Source organism: Antarctobacter sediminis (assembly GCF_019218285.1).
Classification (GTDB): Bacteria; Pseudomonadota; Alphaproteobacteria; order Rhodobacterales; family Rhodobacteraceae; genus Antarctobacter; species Antarctobacter sediminis.
In genome coordinates this window covers 1-11,579 of record NZ_JAHUZG010000014.1, presented here as the reverse complement: position 1 = coordinate 11,579, position 11,579 = coordinate 1, and the positions used below count along the sequence as shown (strand labels likewise).

11 protein-coding genes and 1 pseudogene are annotated in these 11,579 nt (G+C 62.5%); 6 read left to right on the top strand and 6 right to left on the bottom strand.

What is annotated here, in order from left to right; genetic code table 11:
* The 6 genes from KJP30_RS24765 to KJP30_RS24740 all read right to left on the bottom strand — a co-directional run.
* Window positions 1-119 (bottom strand): GTP-binding protein (locus KJP30_RS24765; RefSeq protein ID WP_246594748.1); only part of this gene is annotated, 119 nt, incomplete at its 3' end.
* 132 nt (window positions 120-251) lie between these two features.
* Window positions 252-815, bottom strand: a complete 564-nt coding sequence (locus KJP30_RS24760; protein ID WP_218452231.1) for a hypothetical protein — start codon at window positions 813-815, stop codon at window positions 252-254.
* A gap of 265 nt (window positions 816-1,080) precedes the next feature.
* Window positions 1,081-1,656, bottom strand: coding sequence for a cob(I)yrinic acid a,c-diamide adenosyltransferase (locus KJP30_RS24755; protein ID WP_218452230.1), 576 nt, complete (start codon window positions 1,654-1,656; stop codon window positions 1,081-1,083).
* Between the two features lies 1 nt (window position 1,657).
* A complete protein-coding gene (locus tag KJP30_RS24750; protein WP_218452229.1) occupies window positions 1,658-1,858 on the bottom strand; it encodes a twin transmembrane helix small protein in 201 nt (66 codons plus the stop codon).
* Window positions 1,859-1,922: 64 nt separating this feature from the next.
* Entirely contained in the window at window positions 1,923-2,753 is an 831-nt protein-coding gene (locus tag KJP30_RS24745; protein ID WP_218452228.1) for an SDR family NAD(P)-dependent oxidoreductase, read from the bottom strand.
* 46 nt (window positions 2,754-2,799) lie between these two features.
* Complete coding sequence (locus tag KJP30_RS24740; protein WP_218452227.1) at window positions 2,800-3,564, bottom strand: SH3 domain-containing protein; 765 nt, start codon at window positions 3,562-3,564, stop codon at window positions 2,800-2,802.
* A gap of 177 nt (window positions 3,565-3,741) precedes the next feature.
* Between KJP30_RS24740 and KJP30_RS24735 the strand changes: the two genes are divergently transcribed.
* The 6 genes and pseudogenes from KJP30_RS24735 to KJP30_RS24710 all read left to right on the top strand — a co-directional run.
* Window positions 3,742-6,171 (top strand): DNA topoisomerase IV subunit A, encoded by a 2,430-nt coding sequence (locus tag KJP30_RS24735; RefSeq protein WP_218452226.1) that lies wholly within the window; start codon window positions 3,742-3,744, stop codon window positions 6,169-6,171.
* Between the two features lie 197 nt (window positions 6,172-6,368).
* Window positions 6,369-7,595, top strand: coding sequence for a DUF898 family protein (locus tag KJP30_RS24730; RefSeq protein WP_246594754.1), 1,227 nt, complete (start codon window positions 6,369-6,371; stop codon window positions 7,593-7,595).
* The gene (locus KJP30_RS24725; protein WP_218452225.1) at window positions 7,592-8,716 is read left to right on the top strand and encodes a M48 family metallopeptidase; all 1,125 of its coding nucleotides are present in this window, start codon (window positions 7,592-7,594) and stop codon (window positions 8,714-8,716) included. The genes KJP30_RS24730 and KJP30_RS24725 overlap by 4 nt, the downstream gene beginning before the upstream one ends.
* Before the next feature lie 120 nt (window positions 8,717-8,836).
* Window positions 8,837-10,051 carry a YjgN family protein gene (locus KJP30_RS24720; RefSeq protein WP_218452224.1) on the top strand — a complete coding sequence of 405 codons (1,215 nt, stop codon included), beginning with the start codon at window positions 8,837-8,839 and terminating at the stop codon, window positions 10,049-10,051.
* Entirely contained in the window at window positions 10,051-11,169 is a 1,119-nt protein-coding gene (locus tag KJP30_RS24715; RefSeq protein ID WP_218452223.1) for a M48 family metallopeptidase, read from the top strand. Before KJP30_RS24720 ends, KJP30_RS24715 begins: the two co-directional genes overlap by 1 nt.
* 303 nt (window positions 11,170-11,472) lie before the next feature.
* Window positions 11,473-11,579 (top strand): annotated as a pseudogene (locus KJP30_RS24710) (electron transfer flavoprotein subunit beta/FixA family protein); the annotation flags it as partial.

The following is an 11,579-nucleotide window of genomic DNA, read 5'->3' as shown; positions in this document are numbered from 1 at the left end:
TTGAAGTCACCGAAGTACTTCGTGATCGCAGCCGTCAGCGTGGTCTTGCCATGGTCAACGTGACCGATGGTGCCGATGTTGCAGTGCGGCTTGCCGCGTTCAAACTTTTCCTTTGCCATCTCTCAGACGCCTCACGTTGAGGGGCAGCCGTCGCGCCCCGAAGTTTCATCGCGCGCCGTTTATTGAGTCGGGCGGCAAAAATCAAGCATCTCTTGACGCTTGGGCTCAGACCGCCCGGATCCCAATCCCGGTCAGCAGCTTCCCTGGACGCGCTTTGCGTTCGACGGAGGGGTGTAATCCTCGGTGAACCAGCCGTCACTTTCCATCATCTCGCGCAGCCATTTCTCGATGTCCAGCGCCGCAGCCTCGGCCAGTTTCTGCATCTGCTCCTCGCGGGTCAGTTGCAGGCGAGACTCAAAGACCTGAATCACCATGACATCATGCGCCTTGGCGTTCATCTTGATGCAGTTGCCATCGTCGAAAACGGTCACAGCAACATGCAGCGCCGATTTGCCCGGCACCACCGGGGGCGGCAACGAATAGGCGATCACCTTGACGCCAAGGTGGTACAAACGGTCCCCTTCGAACCGTTCAAAGCGCTGTTTCATTGCGGCATCGACGGTTTCGATCCACTCTTCGGGGGTCGCGTCGCGCGACACCAAAAGCTTGGACGGGGCCGGTTTTTCGGTGACGACAGCCACGTAACCAAGGCTGAGATCCCCGATAGGCGTCGTCGGTCCCGACAGGTCCTTGGTGGCATCCGTACAGGCGGCCAGCCCAAGAGCCAGCATCAGAACGGCAGCAATCCGGATCATAGACATCCCTCCTCAAGGCGCGCCGGGTCGCGCACCGCCCCCCTGCGTGCAATTGCGCCCCGGCTTTGTCGAGTCCCCCAAGGTGCCTAACTTGCAAAAAGCGACCGAGGAGCCACAGATCGACCGACGATCCCCGGGGCAGGGCCGGTCACGTTTCCGTCAGCGCGGCGGGGCACGCCGGTCTCACGACCGGTTCGCGCCAACCCTACGGGCCGGGGCTACGCCCTTCCGGGCACCGCGCCTTCCACTGGAAGGCACGCCGGTCTCACGACCGGTTCGCGCCCGGAACCCACAAGACGTCGGCCTTGCCTTCGTCGTTCGCGATCCGCGCTGCGACAAAGAACCAGTCCGACAGGCGGTTGAGGTATTTCACCGCTTCCGGGTTCACGGTTTCGACCGTCGCAAGTTCGACCGTGAACCGTTCGGCGCGTCGCGCCACCGTCCGGCAGTGATGCAGATGCGCCGCCAGCGCCGAACCGCCGGGCAGGATGAAGCTGCGCAACGGTTCCAGCCGACCGTTCATCCCGTCGATTTCGGATTCGAGCCGCGCGACCTGGCTCGCATCCATGCGCAGCGGCGGGTATTCGCGCTCGGCATCCTTTTCCATGTCCGGCGTGCACAGGTCTGCGCCCAGGTCGAACAGATCGTTCTGAATGCGGCTCAGTTGGGCATCCAGATCGCCTTCGGCCTGCAACCGTGCCAGACCGACGACAGAGTTCAGTTCGTCCACCGTGCCATAGGCGGTCACACGCGTCGCGAACTTGGCCACCCGTGCGCCATTGCCCAGCGCCGTTTCCCCGGCATCGCCGGTCTTGGTGTAGATCTTGCTCAGAACAACCATGTCACTTTCCCCGTATCCACACGAAGGCCAGAATCAGGACGACCGCAAAGAACTGGGCCGCGATCCGCCAGCGCATCGCCTTGTTGGCGTATTTCTTGTTGAACTCTCCACCCTTGGCAAAACTGCCGATGCCGAAGAGCAGAATGCCGAGCACCACCAGCATGGCGACGCCGACGACAATGAACAATGGATCCTTGGCCATGATATCTCCCAGGGTTTCCGCAAGGACATAGCGGAGACATTTCAAAAAGCGACGGGACGTAGAGTCACCCCTTGGCAGTCAGCCAGTCCATCGCAGTGGTCGGAAGCACGCGCCGCAGCAGGCCCATGATCCAGGTCGCCTTGGTGACATAGTAGCGGGGGCGCGGGCGCGCGCTTTCCAGCGCATGCACCAGTTTGGCCGTAACCGCCGAAGGCGGCAGTTCGAAAGTGTCAGGACCGCGATCCTCGTAGAGGCGCCGTAGCAGGCGCGATTCGTACTGCGCGGCGCGCGGGCTGGAGCGCCAGTCGATCCAGCGTTCGAAATGTGGGATAGAGTTGACGCGGATCTTCGATGTCACAGGCCCGGTGTTGAAGGTGATGATGTGGATCGGCGTGTCCCGCATCTCGATCCGCAGCGTATCGGTCAGCCCTTCGACCGCAAATTTGCTGGCGTTATAGGCCGCGCGCCAAGGCGCCACCACAAGACCCAGCACCGACCCGTGGTTAACGATCCGCCCATGCCCCTGCGCCCGCATGACCGGGATCACCAAACGCGTCAGGTCATGCCAGCCCAGCACGTTGACCTCAAAGATCTCGCGCAGGGCACCGGTAGGCAGATCCTCGGCCGCGCCCGGTACAGCGTAGGCACCATTGTTGAACAGCGCGTCAAGCCTGCCGCCGGTGGCCGCCAGTACTTCGTTCAGGGCGGATTGGATGCTATCGGGATCAGAATAGTCCAGTTTCGGACTTTCAAAGCCTTCGTCACGCAGGCGTTGGCAATCGGCCTCTTGCCGGCAAGCGGCAAAGACACGCCAGCCTTGGGCGCGCAGGCCGTGCGCGGCATCGTATCCGATGCCCGACGAACAGCCTGTGATCAGAATGGAACGAGCGGTCATACACGCGCTTTAGGCCAGTCCGCTATCAAGCGAAAGCAGAACGCAGTCAGTTCGCAGGACCAAGGAAATCGTCGGACATCCATCCGATGACGTCAGTGTTCAACACCTGCAGCTTGACCCAGCCATCGCCAGTGTCATCGAGAATCTCGACTTCATCGCCTTCGAACAACTGGGTCAGGACATCGAAAGCGGTCGACGGCCCGTCACGCAAGTTGACCTTGGTGCCGGTCACGATCCGCAGATCCAAGGCGTCAGGCGCAACGATGATGGTTTCGCCCCCGACGATAGGCGCTCCAAGCGGCACGGCCGATCCCAGACCCGCAATCTGGGGGGCCGGGGCCAGCGGGTCGCCGCCCTCGGCCGGGAAGGCGGATTCGGGCACCACACCGTCGCCCAGGGCATCGCCCAGCGCGGCGGTGATTTCATCGCCGGGGTCAGCCGGATCGGCAGAGAGCGGCGCGTCATTTGCCTCCAGCGCCTCGGCCAAAGCCAAGGCGATGTCATCCACAGCCGGGTCCGCATTTGCCGGCGCCGGAGCGGCAACCGGATCGACATCCGCCGCCTGCGTCTGGGGCACGCGCACCGTGCGGGACGGCAACGGATCGCGGGTCTGCAAAGAACTGACGCGCGGTTGCGACACCGGCACAGGTTGCGGTTCAGGCTTCAGGACCGTGAAGCTGCTGCCCGGGGCACGCGCAGGCGCGGGGGCCGGTTTGACCTCGGCCATGATCCGGACACCCCGATCACCGGGCACGAAATCGCTCCCGCCCGACAGTTCATACCAGGACAGCCCCAAAAGCAGAAAAGTCATCAGCATGACGCCGCGGACAATCATCCCCACACACTCCGATCAGACACCGCACCCACCACCCTCGTGCGGCATCGCCAGTTGATAGCCGATTCCCCGAAGCTCTCTAAGGGAAATCGGGATGGAATTTTCCCGTACAGCCGCTTGCCGCTTCGATGTGGCGCAGGTATCACCACATCTATGGACGACGACGCCAACACCCCCAACATGCCCGAACGTGATCTGGCAGAACCGCTCCGCCGAGCTATTGGCGAGCGTTACCTGACCTATGCGCTCAGTACCATCATGCACCGCGCCCTGCCGGACGCGCGCGACGGGCTGAAGCCGGTTCACCGGCGTATCCTATATGCAATGCGCAGGCTGCGACTTAGTTCCAGTGGCGGCTTTTTGAAATCCGCAAAGATCAGCGGCGACACCATGGGGGATTTCCACCCGCATGGCGATGCGGCGATCTACGACGCCATGGCGCGCCTCGCACAGGATTTCACGATCCGTTACCCGCTGGTCGACGGTCAGGGGAACTTTGGCAACATCGACGGCGACAACCCGGCCGCCTCCCGGTACACCGAGGCCCGGATGACCGTCATGTCCGAAGCCCTGCTGGAAGGGCTGGACGAGAACTCGGTCGATTTCCGCCCCAACTACGATGGCCGCCTTCAGGAACCTTCGGTTCTGCCCGCGTCCTATCCGAACCTGTTGGCCAATGGTTCTTCGGGTATCGCGGTCGGTATGGCGACCAATATCCCGCCGCACAACATCGGCGAGTTGATCGACGCCTGCCTGCATCTGATCAAATCGCCGAATGCGGTGGATGATACGCTGATGCAATACGTCCCGGGGCCGGATTTCCCGACCGGTGGCGTGATCGTCGAACCGGCAGACAACATCGCGCAGGCCTATCGCACCGGGCGCGGCAGCATTCGCCTGCGCGCCCGCTGGCATGTCGAGGATCTGGGCCGCGGTACATGGCAGGTCGTCGTGACCGAGGTTCCCTACCAGGTTCAGAAATCCAAACTGGTGGAGCGCATCGCCGAGTTGATCCAGACCAAGAAGGTCCCGATCCTCGCCGATGTCCGCGACGAATCCGCCGAAGACATCCGCATGATTCTGGAACCGAAGTCCAAGAACGTGGACCCGGATGTTCTGATGAACATGCTGTTCCGCAATTCGGACCTCGAAATCCGGTTCTCGCTGAACATGAACGTGCTGATCGACGGCGTGACGCCCAAGGTCTGCTCGCTCAAGGAGGTGCTGCGCGCCTTCCTCGACTTCCGGCGCGAGGTCTTGATCCGACGGTCACGGCACCGGATGGCCAAGATCGACAACCGGTTGGAAGTGCTCGAAGGCCTGATCGTCGCCTTCCTGAACCTCGACCGCGTGATCGACATTATCCGCTATGACGATGACCCCAAGGCCGCGCTGATGTACGAGGACTGGTCGCGCCCGCACCAAGACACGATCAAGCGCGCCATGGACGAACGCGACTATGTCTCGCCATTGGCCGGGATCGAGGTATCCTCGCTGGAACTGCGCGACGACCCCGAGGCGATTGCCCGCGGTGTGCTGGCCGATGACGGAACGGATGCCAAGGTGCCCGCGCGCTTTGTCGGCCGGTCCGAGGGTCTGTCCGACGTGCAGGCCGAAGCCATCCTCAACATGCGCCTGCGCAGCTTGCGCCGCCTTGAAGAGCTGGAGCTGGTCAAGGAACGCGACGCCCTGATGGAAGAACGAGCCGGGCTTGAGGATCTGCTGGACAGCGACGACCTGCAATGGAAGCGGATCGGAGAGGAACTGCGCGACGTCAAGAAGAAGTTCGGCAAGGGGCTGGATCGGGGCGCACGCCTGACAACATTCGCAGATGCCGGAGAGGCCGAAGAGGTCCCGCTGGAGGCGATGATCGAGCGCGAACCGATCACCGTGGTCTGCTCTCAGATGGGCTGGATTCGTGCCATGACCGGCCATATCGCGCTGGACCGCGAGTTGAAATTCAAGGACGGCGACGGCCCGCGTTTCATCTTTCACGCGGAAACCACCGACCGACTGCTTGTCTTTGCCTCGACGGGTCGGTTTTACACCCTGTCGGCAGCAAGTCTGCCGGGCGGGCGCGGCATGGGCGAACCGCTGCGGCTGATGGTGGATCTGCCCAATGATGCCGAGATCATCGACATCTTCATTCACAAGCCCGGTCGCAAGCTGCTGGTGGCATCGACCGCCGGGGACGGCTTTATCGTGCCCGAGGACGAGATCCTCGCCCAGACCCGGACCGGCAAACAGGTGCTGAACGTACGCGCGCCGTCCAAGGCGCTGGTCTGCAAACCCGTTACCGCTGATCACGTGGCTGTCGTCGGCGAAAATCGCAAGCTGCTGGTCTTCCCGCTGGAGGAACTGCCCGAAATGGGACGCGGCAAGGGTGTGCGCCTGCAAAAGTACAAGGATGGCGGCCTTTCTGACGTCCGGACCTTCCTGCTGGAAGCCGGCCTGTCATGGCAGGACCCGGCCGGTCGCACCCGGACAGTCGAGGCATCCGAGCTTGAGGAATGGATCGGCAAGCGCGCGGGCACCGGCCGCATGGCCCCGCGCGGCTTCCCACGTGACAACAAGTTCAACTAGGCACCGCCGTCCTCACAGGCGCGGGCCTGCTTGAACACGCCGAAGTCCCGGGTCAAGCCCGGGACAGGCCCCCTCTGATGCAGGTGACCCGGCCCCGGACCTGATCCGGGGCCTCGCACCAACCGAAAGACGCCGGTTGCGCCCTGCCCGCGAAAACGCCAATCTTCCCCAACGGAAAGGACGGGGCGGGAACGGCATTGCAGGGCGCACAGACACCTCCGGGCGCGCAGGTCACGGGCAGCGAACTGATCTCGACGCAGTTCACCGGACGCCGCTGGCCGATCTTCAAGCTTGCTTTTGTCACCGGCATTCTGACCGTCTTATCGCTGGGGATTTACCGGTTCTGGCAAAAGACCCGTGTGCGGCGATGGTACTGGTCAGCGATCCGCCCCGGCGGCCATCCCCTGGAATATGTCGGCGACCCGTTCGAAAAACTGCTGGGGTTTCTCATCGCGGTGGTGATCCTCGCCTTTTATATCGGCGTCGTGAACCTTGCGCTGATGTTTGTCAGCTTCTCGCTGTTTCAGGGCAACGTCGCCGCCTATGCACTTAGCCTGATCGGCGTCGTTCCGATCTGGTTTTACGCCCGGTATCGCGCCCGCCGCTATGTGCTGGCCCGCACCCGGTGGATGGGCCTGCGCTTTGGGCTGGAACCCGGCGCATGGGGCTTTGCGATGCGCGCGCTCTGGCACTGGCTGCTGACCATCGTGACGCTAGGGCTGTTGTGGCCCCGCATGACCTTCAAGCTTGAGAAGTACCGGACGGACCGAACCTGGTTCGGCGATCACCGAATGGAGCAGGGCGGCAAATGGACCATGCTGTTCTGGGCGATCAAATGGCACCTTGCCGGTCTGGGACTGGCGCTGGTTTGCCTGCCGATTCTGGGCGCGGGGCTGGCACCGCTTGCGATCTTCGGCTTTTGCCTGTCCGGGCTGCTAATCCTGTTCGGCGTGGTCTACTACCGGGTCGAAACCCGCAAGCGCCTGACAGGCACAAAACGACTGGGCAGCATCCGCCTGCACCTGACCATCAGTCCGCTGCGCGTCTTCTGGATCACCCTGTCGGGGCATTTTCTGGCGCTGCTGGTCTCGGCGGTGCCGACCGGTTTCCTGCTGGTCTTGTTCCTGCGCCTGCAATCCGCGCATACGCTGACTGAAATCGGTATGCAGGACTTGTCCCTTGTCTTTGCCGGGGCGGATCGCTGGCTACTCGTCGCGATGACGGTGATGAGCTATTTCTCCGTCTTTCTCGTCTGGTCCGCAGCCACACAGGCGTGGGTCACGCTGCCTTTGACACGGCTTTATGCGCGCGGCTTGCGCATCGAAGGCGCGCAGGCCCTGCCCGCCATCAACCAACGCCCGCGCGACCACCACTTGGAAGCCGAGGGGTTTGCCGATGCGCTGGATGTGGGGGCTTCGCTATGACGCTGCTGCACGTCGGGGCGAAACCGCCCCCCTTCGAAGCGACCGCAGACCATTTTGACGGCGAGACAGCGCAGGCACGCAGGGTTGTCCTGAACATCGACGAAACCCGTCGCCATCTGACCGGCGGGGGTATTGACTGGCCGCTGGATGACATCCGCGAAGTCCCGGATCAGGCGGGCGGCGATATCATCGTCCTGCGCCTGCGCAACGATCCGGTGGCCCGCCTGATCCTGACCGATCCCGGCATTCGCGCCCGCCTGCCCTGTCGCACCCGATCGGCCCCGCTGGCCCGCCGGGGACGGCTTGCCGCCTGGGCCCTTGCAGCCGTGACCTCTGTTGCGCTGATCTTGTTTGTCCTCGTGCCCATGATGGCCGATCAACTGGCCGAATACATCCCGCCCGAGGGCGAAAAGGCCTTGGGCGAGGTGACGCTGACCCAGATCCGCGAGGCGCTGGACGACAGCGGCATAGCGCCGATCGGGTTCTGCACCGCTCCGAAGGGTGAACAGGCGCTGCGCCGGATCCAGACGCGGCTGACGGATCAGATGAACGCTCCGGTCGAATTGACCGTCCACGTTTTGAACCACGACATGGTCAATGCCTTCGCCCTGCCCGGTGGGCATATCGTGCTCTTTCGCGGTCTCATCGACGAAGCCGAAACACCCGAGGAAATCGCCGCCGTCTTTGCACATGAGATCGGCCACGTGGTCAGCCGCGATCCAACCCGCAACGCCCTGCGGTCGGCTGGATCCATCGGCGTGCTGGGTTTGATCTTTGGCGATTTTGCCGGGGGCGCGATCATGCTGTTCTTTGCCGAACGCCTGATCGAGGCCCGCTACAGCCAAGAGGCCGAGGCGGAAGCAGATGTTTTTGCACATGACCTGATGGCCAAAGCCAACCTGTCGCCTGCCGCGCTGGCCGTTATGTTCGAACGGTTCCGTGCCCTGTCCGGCGGCGACGCCGAAGGGTTGATCGGGCACTTTCTGTCCCACCCGAAACTGGGGGATCGGATCGCCGCCGCGCGTGATGCCGTCCCTCTGGGCCTTGCGCCCAGCCCGTTGCTGACCTCCGCTGAATGGCAAGCGTTGCAAAACATCTGCGAGGGCGAGACGCAATTCTGACGGCTTGATCCGGTGGGGCAGGCATTCCCGACTTTACGGCCCTGCGCTCAACCCGCATCTTGGGGCATATTTTGCGCATGCCCCCGCGCGTCCAATCCCGCGAAACAAGAGACCGGTAGAATGAATAGTGATCAGAATTTTATGGACATCAATTACACCGGCGAGAAGGGCCCCCTTTTCTCGCTCACCCTGAAAACCGGTCTGCTGACCGTGATCACGCTGGGCATCTATCGGTTCTGGCAAAAGACCCGGATCCGCAAATACATCTGGTCTTCGGTCAACGCGGGCGGTGACACGTTCGAATACACCGGAACCGGGATCGAAAAGTTTCTGGGCTTCCTTGTCGCGGTGGTCTTTCTTGCGATCTATGTCGGCATCATCCAGATGGCGCTGTTCTACGCAGGCCTGAACGTCATGGTCGACCCCGAAACCGCCACCATGGAACAGATGATCGCCCAGACCGCCGCGATCTACATCACCTTCTTCGCGGTGCTGCCCTTCATCCTTTACGCCATGTACCGCGCCCGCCGCTACAAGATGGCCCGCACCCGCTGGCGCGGTATCCGCTTTGGCATGGAAAAAGGCGCATGGGGCTATGTCTGGCGCGCGCTTGGCTATGGCTTACTTGCCATGATCACGCTTGGCATTTTGACCCCGCTGCAAACCTTCAATCTGGAAAAATACCAGGCCGACCGTAGCTACTACGGCACGGCCCGTTTCACACAAGAGGGCAAGTGGACCGAGCTGTTCCCGGCGATGAAGCACCTGCTGATCGGCGTTGCCATCATGGTGGTCAGCGCGCTGCTGCTGGTGGGTGCCGCGATGGGCGAAACGGTTCCGATGGCCGTCTTCGGCGGGATCGGCGTATTTGTCGCCTATATCTGGATCATCCTCGGCTCGATCCACTACGGCGTGCAAAGCTTTGGCTATCTCACCCGGAACAAGGTGTTGGGTGACGACATCCGCTTTGCTGCGATCCCGCGCACCGGCTTTGTGATCAAGACCTACATCCTTGGCGGATTGCTTGTCGGCATGTTGGCTTCGGTCGCCTTCGGGATCGTCGGGGTTTTTGCCACCGCCTTTCTTCCGTTGCAGGAAAACGGAACCGGAATCGCGGTCTTCGGGATCGTCGTGGCAGTGGGATACGTCATAGCAATGGTTGTGACACAGGCCTGCACGATGATCCTGATCACCCAACCGATCCTTGCCCATTACATCGAGAACGTTCAGATCCAGAACCCCGAAGCGTTGAACCGGATTGCCCAACGAGAGGCGGAAACCGGTGTCGATGCCGAAGGCTTTGCCGATGCACTGGACGTGGGTGGCGCGATCTGATGCAACGCACCGAGGCGCAGTTCTTCGATGGCCTCACGGCGGGGCGGCATGATGTTCATGTCGCCCTTTCCGATGACAGGCAGGCCATGATCATCACGGGCGTGACATTGGACAGCCCCCTGCGCTGGCCGCTGATGGATCTGCGCGCGCTGCGGGATGGTTCGGATTCAACGCGCCTGATCCTGACCCGCCACGCCCAGACCGAGGACGAAGCCCCGCGCGATCCGGCCCGCCTTGTGATCCACGACCCGGAACTGATCGACTGGATGCATCGCACCCGGCCCGGCCTGTTCCGGACGGATCTGCATAAGGGCACCTGGCGCAAGATCGGGATCTACTCTGTCGGGGCGGTGGTCGCTGCCGGTGTGATGCTTTTCGTGATCCTGCCCGCCATGGCGAACACGCTGGCCCGCATCATCCCGGTCGAACGCGAAATCGCATTTGGCAAGGTCGCCGTCCGCCAGATGGAGCGGGTCCTGAACGGCGGTGGGGGCGCTTCGTTGCGCTGCACCGATCCCGCGGGGCTGGCGGCGCTGGACAAGATGCGCGACCGGCTGACCGCCAACCGCGACATGCAGTACCAAATCAGCCTCTCGGTCTTTGACCACGGGATGGTGAACGCCTTTGCCGCCCCCGGCGGACAGGTTGTGATCCTTCGCGGCCTTCTGGACACCGCCCAAGGCCCCGATGAGGTCGCGGGTGTTCTGGCACATGAAATCGGCCATGTGGAATCTCGGGATGCCACGCGCCACGCACTGCGCACCGCCGGTTCTGCCGGTCTGCTGACAATGCTTATCGGCGATTTCACCGGAGGCGCTGCCATCGCACTGGTCGGCGAACAACTGATTACCGCCGCCTACACCCGCGACGCCGAAGCGGCTGCCGACCAATTTGCCTTGGACATGCTGCGCGACGCGAATATCAGCGCGTCGGGCTTTGCGCGGTTCTTCGACGAACTGGGCGACCTTCAGGGCATCGAGATCCCCGCCTATCTGTCCAGCCATCCGGTGACAGCCGAAAGGGCGGACCAGGCGCGCGATTTCGCCCGGAGTCAGAATGGCACCAGGCCGATTCTCTCTGACACGGAATGGCAGGCACTTCGGTCGATCTGCCGCTAACCCGCCCTGATGCCAACCGGGATCAAGGTCGCTACCGGCATTTCCGGCCCGGTCAGCAAGCGAACAGGCTGGTCGCGGCGCCCGGAAATCGCCCTTGGTCCTGCACCTGCGCCCATGGTGCGCTAGGTGTCTGTGGCCGGGGAAACGGGCATATACTGAAAAACGTCCCGTCATGGCGACGCTCACAGGCAAAAACGCGACGATTTTTCGCTGTCTCCGCCCGCGCGTGCAGGCTACACAACCCAGCGAGGAACTGTTGCGGGTCCGCCCGTGATTGAATTTGACCTGAGGAGAGACACGCAGATGAAGGTGCTTGTACCCGTCAAGCGCGTGATCGATTACAACGTGAAGGTCCGTGTAAAAGCGGACGGATCGGGTGTCGATCTGGCGAACGTGAAGATGTCGATGAA

Excerpts from the sequence above, each read along its gene's own strand:
- KJP30_RS24760 (WP_218452231.1), bottom strand. The coding sequence starts at position 815 with ATGATCCGGATTGCTGCCGTTCTGATGCTGGCTCTTGGGCTGGCCGCC.
- KJP30_RS24755 (WP_218452230.1), bottom strand. The coding sequence starts at position 1,656 with ATGGTTGTTCTGAGCAAGATCTACACCAAGACCGGCGATGCCGGGGAA.
- KJP30_RS24750 (WP_218452229.1), bottom strand. The coding sequence starts at position 1,858 with ATGGCCAAGGATCCATTGTTCATTGTCGTCGGCGTCGCCATGCTGGTG.
- KJP30_RS24745 (WP_218452228.1), bottom strand. The coding sequence starts at position 2,753 with ATGACCGCTCGTTCCATTCTGATCACAGGCTGTTCGTCGGGCATCGGA.
- KJP30_RS24740 (WP_218452227.1), bottom strand. The coding sequence starts at position 3,564 with ATGACTTTTCTGCTTTTGGGGCTGTCCTGGTATGAACTGTCGGGCGGG.
- KJP30_RS24735 (WP_218452226.1), top strand. The coding sequence starts at position 3,742 with ATGGACGACGACGCCAACACCCCCAACATGCCCGAACGTGATCTGGCA.
- KJP30_RS24725 (WP_218452225.1), top strand. The coding sequence starts at position 7,592 with ATGACGCTGCTGCACGTCGGGGCGAAACCGCCCCCCTTCGAAGCGACC.
- KJP30_RS24720 (WP_218452224.1), top strand. The coding sequence starts at position 8,837 with ATGAATAGTGATCAGAATTTTATGGACATCAATTACACCGGCGAGAAG.
- KJP30_RS24715 (WP_218452223.1), top strand. The coding sequence starts at position 10,051 with ATGCAACGCACCGAGGCGCAGTTCTTCGATGGCCTCACGGCGGGGCGG.